We start from the raw sequence: 17,667 nt of genomic DNA, 5'->3' as shown, positions 1-17,667 counted from the left end.
CAAGCCGGTAGCGATTGCCAATGCAACACCGTGGTACCACCTGAGCCCGCCAGGGGTGCCGCCACAGGAGGTCGTATGGATGCCATCAGCAACTTCGCCGCGCGCTATGCCCGTAGCCGCGAAGAGGAAATGTCGATCGACGAGTACCTCGCCGAGTGCAAACGTGATCCCATGGCTTACGCCACATCGGCCCAGCGCATGCTGGCCGCCATTGGCGAGCCCGAGATGGTGGACACGCGCAACGACCCGCGCCTGTCGCGGCTCTTTGCCAACAAGGTCATCAAGCGCTATCCGGCCTTCACCGAGTTCTACGGCATGGAGGAGTCCATCGAACAGGTGGTGAGCTTCTTCCGCCATGCCGCGCAGGGGCTGGAAGAGCGCAAGCAGATCCTTTATCTGCTGGGCCCGGTGGGTGGTGGCAAAAGCTCCATTGCCGAGCGCCTCAAGGCGCTGATGCAGAAGGTGCCGTTCTATGCCCTCAAGGGCTCGCCGGTCAATGAATCGCCGCTGGGCCTGTTCGATGCCGCAGAAGACGGCCCCGTGCTGGAGGAGCAGTTCGGCATTCCGCGCCGCTACCTGCAGCGCGTGCTGTCGCCCTGGGCGGTGAAGCGGCTGGAAGAGTACGGCGGCGACATCCGCCAGTTCCGGGTGGTCAAGCGCTACCCCAGCGTGCTCAAGCAGGTGGGCATTGCCAAGACCGAGCCGGGCGACGAGAACAACCAGGACATCTCCAGCCTGGTGGGCAAGGTGGACATCCGCAAGCTCGAAACCTTTGCGCAGGACGATACCGACGCCTACAGCTACAGCGGCGGCCTGTGTCTGGCCAACCAGGGCCTACTGGAGTTTGTGGAAATGTTCAAGGCGCCCATCAAGGTGCTGCACCCGCTGCTCACGGCCACGCAGGAGGGCAACTACAAGGGCACCGAAGGTTTTGGGGCGATTCCGTTTGACGGCGTGGTGCTGGCCCACAGCAACGAGAGCGAGTGGAAGGCGTTTCGCAACAACAAGAACAACGAGGCGTTTCTCGACCGCATCTACATCGTCAAGGTGCCGTACTGCCTGCGCGTGAGCGAGGAGATCCGCATCTACGAAAAGCTCATCCGCGAATCGTCGCTGGGCAACGCCGTGTGCGCGCCCGGAACGCTCAAGATGATGGCGCAGTTCGCCATCCTGACGCGGCTGAAGGAGCCCGAGAATTCCAGCATCTTCAGCAAGATGCAGGTGTACGACGGTGAGAGCCTGAAGGACACCGACCCGCGCGCCAAGAGCTATCAGGAGTACCGCGACTACGCGGGCGTGGACGAGGGCATGACGGGCATCTCCACGCGTTTTGCGTTCAAGATCCTCTCGAAGGTGTTCAACTTCGACAGCGCCGAGGTGGCCGCCAACCCGGTGCACCTGATGTATGTGCTGGAGCAGCAGATCGAGCGCGAGCAGTTCCCTGCCGAGCTGGAGACCAAGTACACCGGCTACATCAAGGAGTTCCTGTCGCCGCGCTACGCCGAGTTCATCGGCAAGGAGATCCAGACGGCGTACCTGGAAAGCTACAGCGAGTACGGCCAGAACATCTTCGACCGCTACGTCACCTACGCCGACTACTGGATTCAGGACAACGAATACCGCGACACCGACACGGGCGAGGTGTTCGACCGCAGCGCGCTCAACGCCGAGCTGGAGAAGATCGAGAAGCCCGCCGGCATCGCCAACCCCAAGGACTTCCGCAACGAGATCGTCAACTTCGTGCTGCGGGCACGCGCCAACAACCAGGGCAAGAACCCCAGCTGGACGAGCTACGAAAAGCTGCGCCTGGTGATCGAGAAGAAGATGTTCTCCAACACCGAAGAGCTGCTGCCGGTGATCAGCTTCAACGCCAAGGCCAGCGCCGAAGAGGCCCGCAAGCACGAGGACTTTGTCACCCGCATGGTCAATAAGGGCTACACGCCCAAGCAGGTGCGGCTGTTGTGCGAGTGGTACTTGCGGGTGCGCAAGAGTAGCTAGGGTCGGTGCCAGGGCCACAGGCCCTGCATGGGGAACGGGAGCAACGGATGGCATTGCAAATCATCGACCGCAGGCTCGCTGGCAAGAACAAGTCGGTGGGCAACCGTGAGCGATTTGTTCGTCGCTACAAGGAGCAGATCGCGGATGCGGTGCGCCGTGCCGTCTCGCAACGTGGCATCCGCGACATGGAGCAGGCCGAGAACATCACCATCCCGCGCAAGGACATCAGCGAGCCTGTGTTCCACCACGGCCAGGGAGGCATCCGCGACACCGTGCACCCCGGCAATGCAGAGCATGTGCGCGGCGACCGCATCGAGCGGCCCCAGGGCGGTGCGGGCGGGCGTGGGTCGCAGGCCAGCGACAGCGGCGAGGGCGAGGACGACTTCACCTTCACGCTGACCAAAGAAGAGTTCATGCAACTCTTTTTTGAAGACTTGGCGCTGCCGCACCTGCTGCGCACCCACATCGGCGAGAACCCGCAATGGAAGTCGCGCCGCGCAGGCTACAGCCAGGACGGCATCCCCAACAACTTGGCCGTGCTGCGCACCATGCGTGGTGCCTTGGGGCGGCGCATTGCGCTGGGCAAGTCGGCGCATCGCGAGCTGCTGGCGCTGCAGGCCGAACTGGACGCGCTGCTGGCGCAGGACGACGGCACCAGCGAGGCGGTGGCCGAGCTGCAGCGCCGCATCGATGTGCTCACGGCGCGCATCGGCAAGATTCCATACTTGGACCCCATCGACCTGCGCTTTCGCGCGCGCACGCCGGTGCCTGTGCCCAGCAGCCAGGCGGTGATGTTCTGCGTGATGGATGTGTCGGGCTCCATGGATGAGACGCGCAAGGACCTGGCCAAGCGCTTCTTCATCCTGCTGTACCTGTTTCTCACACGGCACTACGAGTCGATCGACATCGTGTTCATCCGCCACCACACCCAGGCGGCCGAGGTGAGCGAGGAGCAGTTTTTCCACTCCACCGAAAGCGGCGGCACGGTGGTGAGCAGCGCGCTGGTGCTGCTGGACCAGATCATCCGCGCGCGCTACCCGCAGGGCGACTGGAACATCTACGTGGCCCAGGCCAGCGATGGCGACAACTTCACCAACGACAGCGGCATCTGCCGCAACCTGCTGGTGGACAAGATCCTGCCGCTGGTGCGCTACTTTGCCTATGTGCAAGTGGCTGAGGAAGAACAGAACCTGTGGGACGAGTACAGCCAGCTGGCGCCGCTGTACTCGCACTTTGCGATGCGCAAGGTTGGCGCACCCGGTGACATCTACCCCGTGTTCCGAGATCTGTTCAAGAAAGAGGGGGTGGCCGCATGAACAACGTGGTGCAGTACCCCGTGCTGGAGCGCCGCCAGAGCGACAACCCCTGGAAGGCCGCTGCCGTGGGCGAGCGCCGCCACCGCGCCGTGCCCGGCCAGCCTCTGCCTGCGGGTGCGCGGCCTGCGGAGCCGTTGCCCGACCCGAGCGACTGGACGTTCGAGCTGATCGAGCGCTACCACGCGGCCATCGCCGCCACGGCCGAGCGCTTTGGCCTGGACACCTACCCCAATCAGCTGGAGATCATCACCGCCGAGCAGATGATGGACGCCTACTCCAGCGTGGGCATGCCGGTGAATTACCGGCACTGGAGCTACGGCAAGGAGTTTCTGGCCACCGAGCGGCGCTACCGGCGCGGGCACATGGGGCTGGCGTACGAGATCGTCATCAACTCCAACCCGTGCATCAGCTACCTGATGGAGGAGAACACCACCGCCATGCAGGCGCTGGTCATTGCCCACGCCGCCTACGGGCATAACAGCTTCTTCAAGGGCAACTACCTGTTCCGCATGTGGACCGATGCGTCCAGCATCATCGACTACCTGGTGTATGCCAAGGATTACGTGGCCCAGTGCGAGGAGCGCTACGGTACGGGTGAAGTGGAGCGCCTGCTGGACTCCTGCCATGCCCTGGCCAACTTTGGCGTGGACCGCTACCGCCGCCCCTCCAAGAAGAACCTGGCGCGCGAACGCCTGGAGCGCGAGCAGCGCGAAGCTTACGCCCAGCAGCAGGTCAACGAGCTGTGGCGCACGTTGCCCATGCGCCCTGGCAAGGAGGATGCGGCGCAAGAGCACAACCGCTTTCCGCAGGAGCCGCAGGAGAACATCCTGTACTTCATCGAAAAACACGCCCCCCTGCTGGAGCCCTGGCAGCGCGAGATCGTGCGCATCGTGCGCAAGATTGCGCAGTACTTTTACCCGCAGCGCCAGACCCAGGTGATGAACGAAGGCTGGGCCACCTTCTGGCACTACACGCTGCTCAACACGCTGTACGAAGAGGGGTATCTGAGTGATGGCGTGATGATCGAATGGCTGGGCTCGCACACCAACGTGGTCTACCAGCCGCCCGTGGGGCACCGCGCCTACAGCGGCATCAACCCCTATGCGCTGGGGTTTGCCATGTACCGCGACATCCAGCGCATCTGCCAGAACCCCACAGCGGAAGACCGGCACTGGTTCCCCGACATTGCAGGCACCCCCTGGCTGCCCGCGCTGGACCATGCCATGCGCAACTTCAAGGACGAAAGCTTCATCGGCCAGTACCTCAGTCCGCACCTGATGCGCGAGATGCGCCTGTTTGCGCTGCATGACGACGCTGGCGAGCGCGATCTGGTGGTCAGCGAGATCCACGACGAAAACGGCTACCGCAGCCTGCGCCAGTTGCTGTCACAGCAGTACGACCTGGGCACGCGCGAGCCCAACATCCAGGTGTGGAACGTGAACCTGCGCGGCGACCGCAGCCTGACCCTGCGCCACACCCAGTACCAGGGCCGCCCGCTGGCCGACGACACGCACGAGGTGCTCAAGCACGTGGCGCGGTTGTGGGGCTTTGGGGTGCAGATCGAGAGTGCGGACGCCGATGGCAACCACCCGGTGCTGCTGCACCAGGTGCCTGCCTCAGCCACCTGACCGAGCTGCGTTGGTACCTGTGCAGCGGGTGAAGGAAGATTGCTCTGTTTTTGATAGCTGCTGGCGCATGATGCACTGGCGCTACCGCCCGATTCGGCTTAAAAAGCAGGCGAAGAGGCCTTGGCCCGTGGCGCACGGGCCTGCAGCGGGCAGTCGGTGGCCACACGCTCGGCCAGGGTCTGGCGCAAGGCCTGCAGCGCGGCAATGCGGTCATCGATCTCCTGCAGCTTGGCGGCGAGCACCTGCGCCAAGGCGGGGCCGGGCTCGGCGGCGTCCCAGATGGCGGGCAGCCGGTCTCCGATCTCCGCCAGGGTAAAGCCCAGCTGCTGTGCGGTGCGGATGTACTGCACCAGCGTCACCACCTCGGGCGGGTAGTCGCGGTAACCGTTGTCCAGGCGCCGCGCGCGGATCAGGCCCTGCTGTTCATAAAAACGCAGCGCCTCGCGGCTCAGGCCCGAGGCCGTGGCCAGTTCGCCGATCAGCATGATCCTGTTCCCCTCACAAAGTGCTTGACCCTGAAGCGTACTTCAAGGTGGAAGCTCGGGGCCTCATTGATTCATTCAGAGGCTTCCTGTCATGCCCATCCCCGCCTTCGCTTCCGACCGTTACCTGCGCATCGTGCGCGCCAGCGGCTGGTACGACCTGCTCGTCACCTGGCCGTTTGCCTTGCCCTGGACCTTTGCCTGGCTCTATGCCCAACTGAATCTGCTGGCCCAGGCGCTCGCTCTGCCCGGCACCTTGCACCCTTTGGACACCACGCACATGCTGCTGGCCAACCTGCTGGGCTCGGTGGTGGTGGTGTGGTCGCTGGCGCGCATTGTGGCGCCCACGGTGTTGCTGGGGCGGCTGGACGGCGTGGCGCGGTTTCTGTTTGCGGCCTGGCAGATCTACGCCGTGGCGCACGGCGCCAATGCCATCGTGCTGGGTTTTACCGCGTTCGAGTTGCTGTTTGGCGTACTGCAGTGGTGGCGCGTGGCGGGCAGCAGCACGGCACTGTGCCCGCCCGGCCCCGCAAAGGGGAATGATCGGGTCAATGGGCGGGCGCGGGCAGCAGCCTGAAGGCCAGTGCGCCCATCCCCAGCATGGTGGCAATGGTCAACATCACCGCCACATACGGGTCTGCGCCCTGTGCGGCGGCAATGGAGGCGGCCACGCCCGTCACCCACTGCATCAGCGCTACGCCCAAGAACAGCGCCATGGTGAACACCGCCATGGCACGCCCCGTGACGGCGGGGGCGTAAGCCGAGCGCACGTCGGAGTACTGCAGCACCATGTAGCCGGACAGCAGGCCCACGGCCACGGAGCCGCCCACGTCCAGCCATTCGGCGTGCAAAAAGCCCATGGCTGCAAACAGCGCTGCCAGCAGGGCCGTAAAGCCCAGCAGCCAGCGCCTGCGCCCTGTGGGGCCGGGGTCCAGCCGACCAAAAAAGGCCGGGCTGAACAGCGACACCAGCGACGACAGCATGGCCACATTGCCGCTGGCTACCAGTGAATAGCCGTGCCGCTCGATCAGCAGCGGCCCCAGCCACAGCCCGCGCAGCGTGAGGAACGAGGCGTACGTCATCAGCGCCAGCAGCATGATGCCGGCGGTGTGCGGCAGCAGGAACAGCGCGCCAAAGCCACGCACTGCCTCCAGCACCGATTCGCGCGGGGCTGCATCGTCGATGGGTTGTGCGGGCTCATGCACCTTCCAGAAGATCAGCAGCCAGGCCAGCGCCGCCAGGCCCGCCAGCACGCCAAACCCCATGCGCCAGGACGACTGCTGCACCAGCCAGGCCAGGGGCGTGCCGGTAAACAGCATGCCCAGCCCACCCACCCCCATGGCCACGCCCGACACCATGGCAAACCGCGACGCGGGAAAGTAGCGCGCGATGAACACGGTGCACACCAAAAATGCGGGCGCGCAGCCCACACCGATCAGCACCTGCCCCAGCAGCACCGTGCCATAGCCCGGCGCCAGTGCCGACAACACCGCGCCCGCAATGGTGAGCGGAAACGCCACCAGCAGGGTGCGCCGCACGCCGTACAGGTCGATGCCGATGCCCATGAACAGCTGCATGGTGCCAAAGGCAAACGCAAACGCCCCGGCAAACACCCCCAGCGCTTGTGCCGACAGCCCGAACTCGGCCCGCAAGCCCGTCGCCATGATGGCCGTGATGGTGCGAAACGCCTGGCTCAGCGCAAAGCCTGTCACCAGCGCCAGCAGCATGGCCCATGCGGCGCGGGGGGCAAGAAGCGGTGGGGAGGGCGGCGAAGGGGGCACGGGGGCAGTCTCCAGGGCAGATGGCGGTGGCGTTTGGGAGCGGTTCTCCCTTGGCCATGAGGCCCGGCGAGGTTACCCGCAGAGCAGAACTGCCGCTGTCGCCGACGGACGGGGCGGTGCCCGCAGGTGGGCTGGTTCGCAGGCTCTTAGGGTATGTCCCAGTCTGCCCGCTGCATACCCCACCAAACGCATCGGATGTTGCCCGTTTTGGGGTGCTTGTGCCAGCAATCGGACGTTTACGCGGTGGATTGGGCTTTTGAATGCACCCAATCGGGCCTTGTCTGCGGGTCGCAGGCGCCGTCATGAGGACGCCACAGGGCGTTGGCAGACTTTAGAGGAGGCTCTCGATGTGGGGATGACCCCAATGACGGTGCCGGGGGCGTGGGGCACTCTTGTGTCCATGCGCTGCACCGGGTGTGTGCCACGGTTCTGGAATCGCAGATTTCGGTCTCTCGCAATCAGGATGGTGCAAGTGGTGAATGGCAAGGTTTGTGCTTAGTGGCAGCCAGGGGCGCTGAAAAGGCCCTGTGGGCCGGTGGCCACAAGCCGTTGGATGGAAGTTGTCGGGCGCGCTGCGAGGCTGCGCCGCGATGTCAGGAGTGACCGATGAAGACGATGGTTTTGCTGGGTTCGGGTGCGTTGGCTACCCTGTTGTTGTCGGGCTGCGCAAGCCAGCCCCCCGCCATGCAGGCGTTCAGCGCCCCCGCCGACGGCAGCAGCATGCAATACGCCTGCGGCAATGGCGAAAAGGTCGAGATGCAGTTCTACCCCGAGCAAGGCCGCAGCGTGATGCGCCGCAGCGGCTGGACGGTGGAACTGCCCAAGCAGCCGGCTGACAGCGGCTACGCCTACAGCAACGGCCCCACCACGGTGCTGGGCAAGGGCAACGAACTGACGATCCAGATTGGACACCTGGCACCGATCTGGTGCCGCAGCAACCGCGGGATGATGGTGGCGGGCGTCCAGTAACCTGGTTTCTCTTTGACCCCAGCCTGTAATGGGCTGGTTGGGTTCTCGTTTTTTTCAGGGCCTGTGCAGCTGTCTGCACAGGCCCTGTGTCGTTTCAGCGCGCCTCGGGCGTGCAGGCGCCGGGGGCGGCTGCGGCAGACGCAGGGCGCTGCTCCAGCATGCGGGGGGCGACCAGCAGGTTGCCATGTGCGTCCCGCACGGTGACGACCACCTCGCGGCTGCTGTCGGCGCGGGTGTCGCTGAAGTGCAGTTGCATCTCGGCGGCCATGGTGCGGGTTTGGGGCTCGCCGCCGTTGGCAAATTCCGTGGTTTCCAGCGTGCCCTGCAGCAGCGCCACGCCCTGCGCATCGATCTGCCACGGGCCGGTGAACACAAAGCGCTGGCAGCTGATGCTGAGTTCCACCCGCTCGTTTTCCAGCTGCAGCTCTGCGCCACCGCAATGCAGCGCGCAGGGGGCACCCACCGTGAAACCCGCGCCCGAGAAATAGACCGCGCCGTTGATCGGGCCGGTGCCCGTGCCACCGGTGCCGGGACCGCAGGCGGCCAGCACCAGCAGGGCCGTGGCGGTGGCCAGCAGCCGGGCCGCCCGGGCCCAGAGTTCAGGAAGGACGTTCATCTTGGTCTGCGGCATAGAAGTAGCTGCCAAAGCGGGCGCGCCGGTTGCGCTCACTGGGCGGGGTGTTTTTCTGGTCGTGGTCGTAGCGCGCCTGGGCCTCGGTCATCACGGTCTTGAAGGCCTGACGCCAGGCCTTGGCGGCCACCACGTGCAGGCGGCGGGCGGATTCCTCGCTGAGCTGGTCCACAAACACGGCCTGCTCCAGGTAGTTGTGCTCGCCCTCCAGGTTGAGGCTGGCGGCGGCCAGGTGGTCGTGCAGGTTGTCCTGCATCAGCTGCGCCATCTCGGCAAAGCCCTGGCGCGGTACAAAACCGGCGACCAGCAGGCGGATCTGGCCGTCCTCACCTTCCTCGGCCATGCCCAGGCGCACCAGCTCGTCAAGCACCGCGCGGGGCCGCACATCGCTGCTGATGCTGGCCACCAGGCCGTCGAAGTGCGGGGGCTCGCCGCTGCGGGGCAGGGGGCGGGGCTGGCCCTCGTCGTCCAGGCAATCCGTCTGGCTCAGCCAGCGTGCGGCCACCTGGCTGGCCATGTTCAGCGGGGTTTCGCCGGCTTCTTCTTCAGCGGCGGGCTCGGCCAGGCGGCCCAGGTTGCGCACATCGCGCCGGTGCACGCCCGACATGAGGCTCACCGCGCTGTCGGTGGTCTTCTTGCCCGTGCGCTGCAGCTCGTCGTGCGCAGCGTCCAGAAACACCTTCTTCATCGCCGCCGCAAACGCGGGGTAGGCCACGCCATTGCGCAGCAGCAGGCGCGCCAGAGGGCGCAGCACGTGCAGGGCGGAGGCCAGAACGATGGCGGAGCGGGAGGGCATGAAAAAGGGCCGAAACGCGGAGAGTGTCAGGTGCAGGCTGTGATTGTCATCTGGTTGACGGTTGGAAATTGTGTGGGATATTATCCCACTTATCTACGATGCGGTGGGAGCTCAAGCCGACGCCGCGCCGTGGGTATCCGCATTCACAGGGAGAACAATCACATGAAGAACCGAGGGTTGATGAACACATTGGCGGGCATGTCCCATGCGTCGCCCGCATGGCTGGCCGTGGCCACCGCCGCATTCGTGGCGGGCTGCGGTGGCGGGGAGGGCGGCAACCCGCAGACCCCCAACGAGGCGCGGCTGCAGGTGGCGCGATCCGGCGATCTGGTGGCGTACTTCAAGGCCAAGATTGCGCAGCGGGTGGCGCTGGGCTATCCGGGCACGGCCATCACCGTGCCCACCGTGGGGGGCTTGAGCAGCGCGGGCAGCGTGGTCACCCACACCGGCTCGCCACTGGCAGGCACAGCGGTGGAGGAAGACGGCCTCATCAAGGCCGAGGGCAACATGGTGTACGGCCTGCACCGCGCCTATGCCACCGACACCGGCCGCGAGCCGCCGCGCCTGGCCGCCCTGGCCCGCGCGGCCGATGGCAGCCTGTCCAGCGTGGGCAGCGCCGTGCTGGACGCCAAATTCATCCCCCAAGGCTTTTATGTGGCGGGCGGTGGCACGCGCGCCGCTGTGCTGTCGCAGCAAGACCCGTATGCCGACCGCCAGCCCGTGGTGGCTGCGGCCGACGCCAGCATCACCGTGTTGCCGGAGTACAGCCGCACGCTGTCGCTGGACCTGTTTGCCATCCACAAGGACATGGCGCCCGCACAGATCAAGCAGATGCGCATCGATGGACTGCTGGTGGGCAGCCGCTTGATTGGCAACACGCTGTACCTGGTCACCACCTGGTCGCCCGACCTCACGCGCTTTACCGTACCGGCAGGGGCCACGGCATCGGCGGTGGACGCGGCACTCAAGGACCTGAACACCGCCGCGCTGATCCCCACACTGCGGGTGGATGGTGGCCAGCCGCAGCCGCTGGTCAACGAGGCCGACTGCCTGGTGCAGACGGGCAACGCGTCGCTGTCGCTGCAGCTCACGTCCATCACGGCCATCGACCTCACCTCGTCCAGCTTGGCGCGCACCAGTCGTTGCTTTGCGGGCGGCAGCGAGGCGGTACACCTGGGCGCGCGCAGCGTGTATGTGGCCAGCTCGCGGCAGTACCGCTATGGCGGCGATGTGGCCAACGCCGTGTTCCCGGCCGACAGCCGCACGGACATCCACAAGTTCACCTTCCGTGGCGCGCAGGTGGACTACGACGCATCGGGCAGTGTGGACGGCCACCTGGGCTGGGACCTGCGCCGCCTGCCATCGCGCCTGAACGAATACCAGAACGATCTGCGCGTGCTGACCTTCACCGGCAAGACGGGCCAGAGCGGCATGCCGCCGGTGACCATTCAGGCCCAGCAGGCCTCCCCCGCGCTGCTGACCGTGCTGCGCGACAGCGGCCGCGACAGCTATTTGGGCCCGCAGGCCAAGCTGACCATCCGGCTGCGCACAGCGCGGGGCGACCAGCAGATTGACAACCTGTTCTTTGCAGGCACCCGGGCCTATGCCACCCCCTTTGCCACCACCGAACCCGTGTGGGTGCTGGACCTGGCCAACCCCGCCAATCCCGCCGTGGCAGGCGAGCTGCCGGCGGGCGGCCATGCCGACCACCTGGTGCCGCTGCCGAACGGCCTGTTGCTGGGCGTGGGCAAGGACAGCGCCCTGGGCGGTGTGGCCGACGGCATTCAGCTTGCGGTGTTCGACGTGCGTAATGCCGCGCAGGGCAAGCGCTTGACCACGCAGGCGGCGGGCGGCCGGGGCAGCATCACCACGCTCGACAGCACCCGACCGGTGCTCAACCTGCAAGCCATGGATGGCAAGGTGCGCATCGCCTTCCCCGCCCGCGTCTACCAGGCACCCACGGGCGTAGGCACGCCACCACCCGTGCGGGGCTACCAGGGCGCCTTGCGGCTGGAGGTGAACACGACCACCGGCGCGCTGGCCCAGCGCTCCATGGTGGTGTCCACCGCCATCCTGAACGGCGACACGCCTGGGCTCTACAGCCGCTTTGACATCGCCAACGAGCGCAGCCTGCAGGTGGACAACGTGGCCTACCAGCTCTCGGGGGGGCAGGTGTTCACCAGGGCCGGAGACTGAAGCGCTGCCGGTTGCGACTCAGGGAGAGAACTATAAAAACGATAGCTGCTTGCGCTTTTCTGTAGGGCGCGGGCAGCAGTTAAAAGGCCTGTTCACCGGGGTGGTGAACAGGCCTATTTTTTCGGCGCGCCGTTGTGCTTACAGATCCGTGCGCAGTTTCCAGATCTCGGGGAACAGCACCACATCCAGCATCTTGCGCAGGTAGCTCACCCCGCCCGTGCCGCCCGTGCCGCGCTTGAAACCGATCACGCGCTCCACGGTGGTCACGTGGCGGAAGCGCCAGAGGCGGAAGGCGTCTTCCAAGTCGGTCAGCTCCTCGCCCAGCTGGTAAAGGTCCCAGTGCTTTTCGGGGTTGCGGTACACGGTGAGCCAGGCCTGCTCCACCGCGTCGTTTTCCACATACGGCTGCGTCCAGTCGCGTTCGGTGTGGCTGGCGGGCACAGCCAGGCCGCGCCGGGCCATCAGGCGCAGGGCTTCGTCGTACAGCGACGGGGCTTCGTAGGCGGCCTGCACCTGCGCTAGCAGGTCGGCGCGGTGCTCGTGGGGCTTGAGCATGGCGCGGTTCTTGTTGCCCATCGAGAACTCGATGCAGCGGTACTGGTAACTCTGGAAGCCGCTGGACTGGCCCAGGTACGGCCGCATGGCGCTGTACTCGGGCGGTGTCATGGTGGCCAGCACGTCCCAGGCGTGCACCAGCTGCTCCATGATCTTGCTCACGCGCGCCAGCATCTTGAACGCGGGCGGCAGCTCGTCGCGCGCAATGTGGCCGATGGCCGCGCGCAGCTCGTGCAGCATGAGCTTCATCCACAGCTCGCTGGTCTGGTGCTGCACGATGAACAGCATCTCGTCGTGCGCGGGGGACAGCGGCTTTTGTGCGGTGAGGATGGCGTCGAGCTGCAGGTAGTCGCCATAGCTCATGGATTGGCTGAAGTCGAGCTGGGCGCGCTCTTCGTGCACGATGGATTCGGGCAGGGCGGCAGATGCCGCGTTGCTGTTGTCACCCGCAGGGGTTTGCGAGAAAGGGCACATGATGGTGGTTTGCCTTTCCGATCAGGTGACGGCGTGCGTCTGGTTGAACTCGGCCTTCTGCCACTCGCCGCTCTCCAGCACTTGGCGCAGGTGCTCCACGGCATTCCACACGTCTTCAAAGCCCAGGTACAGCGGCGTGAAGCCAAAGCGCAGGATGTCCTTGTGGCGGCCCGTGCCGCCGTCGCCCTTGCGGAAGTCGCCGATCACGCCGCGCGCAATCAGCGCCTGCACGATGGCGTAGGCACCGCTGCCCTGGCCGTTCACGCCAGCCCCTTCATCGCGCGTCAGGCACACCTGCGAGCCGCGCTGCGTATGCTCACGCGGGGTGGCCAGGCCCAGGCCGTGGCCTGCGCAGCGCTCTTCCACCAGCTGGATGAACAGGTCAGTCAGTGCCAGCGACTTGGTGCGCAGCGCCGCCATACCGCCCAGGCTTTGTGCGGCGGTGAACACATCCAGCCCGCATTGCAGGGCCGACAGGCTGATGATGGGCTGCGTGCCGCACAGGTAGCGCGTGATGCCGGGTGCGGGCTGGTAGTCGGGCGTGAAGGCAAACGGTGCGGCATGGCCCCACCAGCCGGACAGCGGCTGCCAGAAGCGGTCAGCATGGCGTGGGTGCACCCACACAAAGGCCGGTGCGCCAGGGCCGCCGTTCAAATATTTGTAGCCGCAGCCGATGGAGAAGTCGGCGCCCGCGCCGTTCAGGTCCACAGGCACCGCGCCCGCGCTGTGTGCCAGGTCCCACACGCACAGAATGCCCTGGGCGTGCGCCGCAGCGGTAATGGCCGCCATGTCGTGCATGGCGCCGGTGCGGTAGTTCACGTGCGTGAGCATCAGCACGGCCACGTCGCTGGTCAGCGATGCGGCAATTTCTTCAGGCTCCACCAGCACCAGCTCCAGCCCGCGTTCCTTGCACAGGCCTTCGGCAATGTAGAGGTCGGTGGGGAAGTTGCTGCGCTCGCTCACGATGCGCTTGCGGACGGGGCTGTCTTCGCGGGCGATGTTGAGCGCCGCGCTCAGCACCTTGTAGAGGTTGATGGAGGTGCTGTCGGTGCACACCACTTCATCCTTGCCTGCGCCGATCAGCGGGGCGAGCTGGTTGCCCAGGCGCTGGGGCAGGTCAAACCAGCTGGCGGTGTTCCACGATTTGATGAGGTCGGTGCCCCATTCGCGGGTGACCACATCGGCCACGCGCGCGGCAGCGGCCTTGGGGGCCACGCCCAGCGAGTTGCCGTCGAGGTAGATCACGCCAGGCGGCAGGGCAAAGTGGTCGCGCAGGGCGCGCAGTGGGTCTTGGGCGTCGCGGGTGCGGCAGTCTTGAAGGGTGATGGACATGGGCATTGGGAGAGGTGAATGCTATGTTATTGATAGCTGTTGGCGCATGTTTTACTAGCGCTTCCAGCCAAAAATGCTTGAAATTCTGTGTGTCGCGCTAGTCCAGCGCCCGCAGCACGGCCCGCACGGGGGATGCATCGGCCGTGGTCAGCTTCAGCGGCAGGGCGATGAGTTCGTAGTCGCCCTCGGGCACGGCGTCGAGCACAAGGTTTTCGAGCACGCGCAGACCCCGGCGGCGGATGACCTGGTGGCTGTCCAGCGTCTTGCTGTCGGCCGGGTCGATGCTGGCGGTGTCGATGCCCACCAGCAGCACGCCCAGGTCGGCCAGGCGCTCGATGGTGTCGGGTGCATAGGCGGCCAGCTGGCCGTCCCAGCGGTCCACGGGCATGTGCTCATACGTGCGCACCAGCACGCGCGGGGGCAGGGTGGCGTCCACGGCGTGGGCGATGTGTTCCCAGGTAATGAGCGGCCCGCAGCCGATGGCGTTGATCACGCGGCAGGGGCCCAGAAAGGCGTCGAGCGACACGTCGCCAATGGTGGCGCCCTGTGCGTCGTAGTGCAGCGGGGCATCGGCATGAGCGCCCACATGGGGCGACATCGTGATCGCGCTCACATTGACCGGGCAGCCGGGTCCGATGGTTGCGCACCACTTCTGGCTGTAGGCCGTGTCGCCGGGGAACACGGGGCTGCCCGCGTGCACGGGCGGCGAGATATCCCAAAGCCGGCGGGCGGTGGGGGAGGAAGGCGTTGACATGGGACAAAGTTTGCATGTCCCGAAAAAACCGTGGTGTCGGTTATTTCCAACACCGCGTCGATTTTTTGTTGAGGCCTAAACTATTTTGATGCGGCAGTAGCCCGGCTGCTGGAAGGGTGCCACCTTCACAGAATCAGGCCTTCCTCCAGCGGCGCCAGCCCGTGCCGCGCCCGCGCCTTGTGGCAGGCGTAGTCGCCCGCCGAGAACTCGCGGCAGGGCGCGGGGCGCAGTTCGTAAATGCTGCACGCCACGTGCTGGCCCACCTGGCCGGTCAGCGCGGCGCAGCGGATGGGCACCTGCTCCGTGCCTCGCATGCGGCAGGTGCTGCCGTTCACATCCAGCGCCAGGCCGTCGGGCACCGTGCCGCCCATGGCCTGCATCTCGTACACGGCAAAGTCCACGCGAAAGCTGGCGCAGCAGGCGCCGCAGCTAAGGCACGGGTGGGCGGAATCGGCGGTGGGTGTGGCTTCGGACATGCTGGACGGGCGGGGATGGGCGCAGGGCCTGCGGCGGGGCCGTCAGGCGCTGTGGGGGAGGGGAATGCTAACGAAAAAGCCCACGCCTTTGCCATTCACACCCACGCCGATCTGCACCTGCCCGCTCATGCGCAGCACCGCCTGCCGCACGATGGCCAGGCCCAAGCCCGAGCCGCTGGCGGCATGGCCCGCGCCTCGGTAGAAGCGTTCGAACACCCGCTGGTGTTCGGTGGCCGGGATGCCCGGCCCGTCGTCCTGCACCGACAGTTGCAGTGCCGCGCCCTCGCGCCGCAGCGCCACCGCCACGTTGCCGCCGTGGGGCGTGTAGCGCAGCGCGTTGTCGATGAGGTTGTGGGCGATGGACTCGAACGCAGGCTGGTCGAGCCGGGCGGAAAAAGTGTCGGGCGCGTCCAGCGACAGCTCGATCTGCCGCGCGATGGCCTGCGGCGCAGCCTGTGCCAGCGCGCCACGCAGCCACTGCGCCACGTCCAGGTCTCGCGGTGCGGGGCGCTGCGCATCGTCCAGCGCGGCCAGGTCCAGCAGTTGCTGCGCCAGGTGCGAGGTGCGGGCGATGGCTTGCTCCAGATGGGCCTGGGCCTGCGTGCGTTCCTCTTCGCTGGGCGAGCGGGCCATCACATGGGCCTGGGCGGTGATGACGGCCAGCGGCGTGCGGATCTCGTGCGCGGCGTCCTGCACAAAGGCGCGCTCGCGGTCCACCTTTTGCCGCAGCTGGGCGAAGAGGTGGTCCAGCGATTGCTCCAGCGGCTTCAGTTCGCGATGACGGGCGTTGAAGCCCACCGATTGCAGGTCGTCCTGCCCGCGCTGCGCAATGCGGCTGGCCAGCTGCTGCAGCGGCCGCAGGCCATGGCGTACCGACAGCCACACCGCCAGCAGCACAAAGGGCGACGCCAGCAGCAGGTAGGGCAGCAGCGCGCGACCGTTGTACTGCAGAAAGTTGGAGTCGGTGCGCTTGGTCTCAAACACCCGCAGTACCCAGCGCGCATTGTGGCCGGTATAGATGCGGAACGACCGGCCCTGCAGGGCGGCTTCTTCAATGAAAGGCTCAGCGCGCGGTGTGGCGGGTGGCAAGGCCACGTTCTGCAGCCCCGGCGATGCGAACACGCGCTGGCCCGATGCCGCGTCCAGCAGCTCGTGCATCTGCACCCCGGGCAGCAGTCCGATCTGGCGGCGGCGGATATTGGTCCAGTGGTCGGTGGCCGCCACGGCCGTGGCGGCGTGCGCGGGGTCGGTGATGGAGGCCAGCGAGTCCAGCACCGCGTCACCGTATTTCATCAGGCCTGGGTCGCGGGTGATGGTGTGTTTGTAGTTGACGAAGTTGTAGCCTAGCAGCACCGCCCACACCACCACAAACGCCACCAGCACCGAGGCCACGCTGCGGCGCATCAGCGTGGGCTCGGCCAGCCAGGCCCATGTGCTGCGCAACGCGTGTTTCATCGTCGTGGTCATGCTTGCAGCAGATAGCCCACGCCCCGCACCGTGCGGATCAGCTCCGCACCGATCTTGCGGCGCAGGTTGGACACATGCACTTCAATGGCGGCAAAGTCCACCGGCTCGCCCAGCGGGTCTAGCCGCTGCGACAGCACGCTTTTGGACACCACCACGCCGGGCTCGCGTGCCAGCTCCAGCAGCAGCTGGAACTCGCGCGGCGACACGTCCAGCACCGCACCGTTGCGCTGCACCGCGTGGCGGCGCGGCTCGATCACCAGCTCGCCCAGCACCCAGCGCTCGCTGGCCTGGCGCGCACTGCGGCGCAGCACGGCGCGGATGCGGGACATCAGCTCGGCTGTGGCAAAGGGCTTGATCACAAAGTCGTCCGCCCCACCGTCCAGGCCCGCCAGCCGGTCCTCCACGGCCGAGCGGGCCGTGATCACGATGATGGGCACCTGCCCGCCGTCACCCATCTGCGCACGCCAGCGCGCCAGCAGATCGAAGCCACTGCCGTCGGGCAGCGTCAGGTCCAGCAGCACGCAGTCGATGGTGGTGGCATCTACGGTGGCCGGGGCATCCACCGCGCGGCGCAGCCACTCGCTGGTCAGGCCCTCCACCTTCAGCGCGGACTGCAGCGCCCGGCCCAGGTCCAGGTCGTCTTCGATGAGCAGGATGTGCATGGGGCGATTGTGGCGGGCGGCAGCTTAAGCCATGCCAAATGCAGAGGGCAGGCACAGAAGTCCCTGCCACCGCGGGCGCCACTTTGGGTAGAGTGGGCGCAGCGCACGCCCCAGCCGCCCCACCAGGGCGCCATGGACGGGCGCTGCACT

At 66.4% G+C, this 17,667-nt stretch carries 16 protein-coding genes; 6 read left to right on the top strand and 10 right to left on the bottom strand.

Features of this window, described 5'->3' with window-relative positions; translation table 11 throughout:
* Positions 1 to 75: 75 nt before the first annotated feature.
* Genes DNK89_RS10605 through DNK89_RS10595 form a run of 3 tightly spaced genes read left to right on the top strand, consistent with a single transcriptional unit; the run spans position 76 to position 4,942 of the window.
* The gene (locus DNK89_RS10605; protein WP_060984991.1) at positions 76 to 1,998 is read left to right on the top strand and encodes a PrkA family serine protein kinase; all 1,923 of its coding nucleotides are present in this window, start codon (positions 76 to 78) and stop codon (positions 1,996 to 1,998) included.
* 47 nt (positions 1,999 to 2,045) lie between these two features.
* Positions 2,046 to 3,314 (top strand): YeaH/YhbH family protein, encoded by a 1,269-nt coding sequence (locus tag DNK89_RS10600; protein WP_110960063.1) that lies wholly within the window; start codon positions 2,046 to 2,048, stop codon positions 3,312 to 3,314.
* Positions 3,311 to 4,942, top strand: coding sequence for a SpoVR family protein (locus DNK89_RS10595; protein WP_110960062.1), 1,632 nt, complete (start codon positions 3,311 to 3,313; stop codon positions 4,940 to 4,942). Before DNK89_RS10600 ends, DNK89_RS10595 begins: the two co-directional genes overlap by 4 nt.
* Before the next feature lie 98 nt (positions 4,943 to 5,040).
* On the opposite strand, the gene DNK89_RS10590 is transcribed toward DNK89_RS10595, so the two are convergent.
* A complete protein-coding gene (locus DNK89_RS10590) occupies positions 5,041 to 5,427 on the bottom strand; it encodes a MerR family transcriptional regulator (protein ID WP_110960061.1) in 387 nt (128 codons plus the stop codon).
* Positions 5,428 to 5,518: 91 nt separating this feature from the next.
* On the opposite strand from DNK89_RS10590, the gene DNK89_RS10585 reads away from it, so the two are divergent.
* Positions 5,519 to 6,001 (top strand): hypothetical protein, encoded by a 483-nt coding sequence (locus tag DNK89_RS10585; protein WP_110960060.1) that lies wholly within the window; start codon positions 5,519 to 5,521, stop codon positions 5,999 to 6,001.
* Here the strand turns inward: DNK89_RS10585 and DNK89_RS10580 are convergent.
* Entirely contained in the window at positions 5,973 to 7,151 is a 1,179-nt protein-coding gene (locus DNK89_RS10580; RefSeq protein WP_110960059.1) for a nitrate/nitrite transporter, read from the bottom strand. The genes DNK89_RS10585 and DNK89_RS10580 overlap by 29 nt on opposite strands.
* Positions 7,152 to 7,811: 660 nt before the next feature.
* On the opposite strand from DNK89_RS10580, the gene DNK89_RS10575 reads away from it, so the two are divergent.
* Complete coding sequence (locus DNK89_RS10575; protein ID WP_015015403.1) at positions 7,812 to 8,174, top strand: MliC family protein; 363 nt, start codon at positions 7,812 to 7,814, stop codon at positions 8,172 to 8,174.
* A gap of 94 nt (positions 8,175 to 8,268) precedes the next feature.
* Here the strand turns inward: DNK89_RS10575 and DNK89_RS10570 are convergent, their stop codons facing one another.
* Both DNK89_RS10570 and DNK89_RS10565 read right to left on the bottom strand, forming a co-directional pair.
* A complete protein-coding gene (locus DNK89_RS10570) occupies positions 8,269 to 8,790 on the bottom strand; it encodes a hypothetical protein (RefSeq protein ID WP_153064279.1) in 522 nt (173 codons plus the stop codon).
* Positions 8,774 to 9,601, bottom strand: coding sequence for a DUF6502 family protein (locus tag DNK89_RS10565; protein WP_110960057.1), 828 nt, complete (start codon positions 9,599 to 9,601; stop codon positions 8,774 to 8,776). The genes DNK89_RS10570 and DNK89_RS10565 overlap by 17 nt, the downstream gene beginning before the upstream one ends.
* 162 nt (positions 9,602 to 9,763) lie before the next feature.
* Between DNK89_RS10565 and DNK89_RS10560 the strand changes: the two genes are divergently transcribed.
* Positions 9,764 to 11,797 (top strand): beta-propeller domain-containing protein, encoded by a 2,034-nt coding sequence (locus DNK89_RS10560; protein ID WP_110960056.1) that lies wholly within the window; start codon positions 9,764 to 9,766, stop codon positions 11,795 to 11,797.
* Between the two features lie 138 nt (positions 11,798 to 11,935).
* Here DNK89_RS10560 and kynA read toward each other — a convergent pair whose 3' ends face one another.
* The 6 genes from kynA to DNK89_RS10530 form a co-directional block, all read right to left on the bottom strand.
* On the bottom strand, positions 11,936 to 12,826 hold the full coding sequence (gene kynA / locus DNK89_RS10555) for a tryptophan 2,3-dioxygenase (RefSeq protein WP_110960055.1): 891 nt from the start codon (positions 12,824 to 12,826) through the stop codon (positions 11,936 to 11,938).
* 21 nt (positions 12,827 to 12,847) lie between these two features.
* Complete coding sequence (kynU, locus tag DNK89_RS10550) at positions 12,848 to 14,158, bottom strand: kynureninase (RefSeq protein ID WP_110960376.1); 1,311 nt, start codon at positions 14,156 to 14,158, stop codon at positions 12,848 to 12,850.
* A gap of 97 nt (positions 14,159 to 14,255) precedes the next feature.
* Positions 14,256 to 14,912 (bottom strand): arylformamidase, encoded by a 657-nt coding sequence (gene kynB, locus DNK89_RS10545; RefSeq protein WP_110960054.1) that lies wholly within the window; start codon positions 14,910 to 14,912, stop codon positions 14,256 to 14,258.
* Between the two features lie 125 nt (positions 14,913 to 15,037).
* Positions 15,038 to 15,388: a YkgJ family cysteine cluster protein gene (locus DNK89_RS10540; RefSeq protein WP_110960053.1), complete on the bottom strand. Its 351-nt coding sequence runs from the start codon at positions 15,386 to 15,388 to the stop codon at positions 15,038 to 15,040.
* 42 nt (positions 15,389 to 15,430) lie between these two features.
* Positions 15,431 to 16,855, bottom strand: a complete 1,425-nt coding sequence (locus DNK89_RS10535) for a HAMP domain-containing sensor histidine kinase (protein ID WP_238990779.1) — start codon at positions 16,853 to 16,855, stop codon at positions 15,431 to 15,433.
* Positions 16,852 to 17,517, bottom strand: coding sequence for a response regulator transcription factor (locus DNK89_RS10530; RefSeq protein ID WP_015015397.1), 666 nt, complete (start codon positions 17,515 to 17,517; stop codon positions 16,852 to 16,854). The genes DNK89_RS10535 and DNK89_RS10530 overlap by 4 nt, the downstream gene beginning before the upstream one ends.
* Positions 17,518 to 17,667: the final 150 nt, after the last annotated feature.

This window comes from Acidovorax sp. ST3 (genome assembly GCF_003231145.1).
GTDB lineage: Bacteria > Pseudomonadota > Gammaproteobacteria > Burkholderiales > Burkholderiaceae_C > Acidovorax.
The sequence above is the reverse complement of the archived record's forward strand: the minus strand, read 5'-3'. Positions and strand labels throughout refer to the sequence as shown.

What these genes read in the sequence shown, in the direction of transcription:
- DNK89_RS10590 (WP_110960061.1), bottom strand. Translation starts at nt 5,427, where the DNA reads ATGCTGATCGGCGAACTGGCCACGGCCTCGGGCCTGAGCCGCGAGGCG.
- DNK89_RS10565 (WP_110960057.1), bottom strand. Translation starts at nt 9,601, where the DNA reads ATGCCCTCCCGCTCCGCCATCGTTCTGGCCTCCGCCCTGCACGTGCTG.
- DNK89_RS10605 (WP_060984991.1), top strand. Translation starts at nt 76, where the DNA reads ATGGATGCCATCAGCAACTTCGCCGCGCGCTATGCCCGTAGCCGCGAA.
- DNK89_RS10530 (WP_015015397.1), bottom strand. Translation starts at nt 17,517, where the DNA reads ATGCACATCCTGCTCATCGAAGACGACCTGGACCTGGGCCGGGCGCTG.
- DNK89_RS10560 (WP_110960056.1), top strand. Translation starts at nt 9,764, where the DNA reads ATGAAGAACCGAGGGTTGATGAACACATTGGCGGGCATGTCCCATGCG.
- DNK89_RS10585 (WP_110960060.1), top strand. Translation starts at nt 5,519, where the DNA reads ATGCCCATCCCCGCCTTCGCTTCCGACCGTTACCTGCGCATCGTGCGC.
- DNK89_RS10595 (WP_110960062.1), top strand. Translation starts at nt 3,311, where the DNA reads ATGAACAACGTGGTGCAGTACCCCGTGCTGGAGCGCCGCCAGAGCGAC.
- DNK89_RS10535 (WP_238990779.1), bottom strand. Translation starts at nt 16,855, where the DNA reads ATGACCACGACGATGAAACACGCGTTGCGCAGCACATGGGCCTGGCTG.
- DNK89_RS10570 (WP_153064279.1), bottom strand. Translation starts at nt 8,790, where the DNA reads ATGAACGTCCTTCCTGAACTCTGGGCCCGGGCGGCCCGGCTGCTGGCC.
- DNK89_RS10580 (WP_110960059.1), bottom strand. Translation starts at nt 7,151, where the DNA reads ATGCTGCTGGCGCTGGTGACAGGCTTTGCGCTGAGCCAGGCGTTTCGC.
- kynA (WP_110960055.1), bottom strand. Translation starts at nt 12,826, where the DNA reads ATGTGCCCTTTCTCGCAAACCCCTGCGGGTGACAACAGCAACGCGGCA.
- DNK89_RS10540 (WP_110960053.1), bottom strand. Translation starts at nt 15,388, where the DNA reads ATGTCCGAAGCCACACCCACCGCCGATTCCGCCCACCCGTGCCTTAGC.
- kynB (WP_110960054.1), bottom strand. Translation starts at nt 14,912, where the DNA reads ATGTCAACGCCTTCCTCCCCCACCGCCCGCCGGCTTTGGGATATCTCG.
- DNK89_RS10575 (WP_015015403.1), top strand. Translation starts at nt 7,812, where the DNA reads ATGAAGACGATGGTTTTGCTGGGTTCGGGTGCGTTGGCTACCCTGTTG.
- DNK89_RS10600 (WP_110960063.1), top strand. Translation starts at nt 2,046, where the DNA reads ATGGCATTGCAAATCATCGACCGCAGGCTCGCTGGCAAGAACAAGTCG.
- kynU (WP_110960376.1), bottom strand. Translation starts at nt 14,158, where the DNA reads ATGTCCATCACCCTTCAAGACTGCCGCACCCGCGACGCCCAAGACCCA.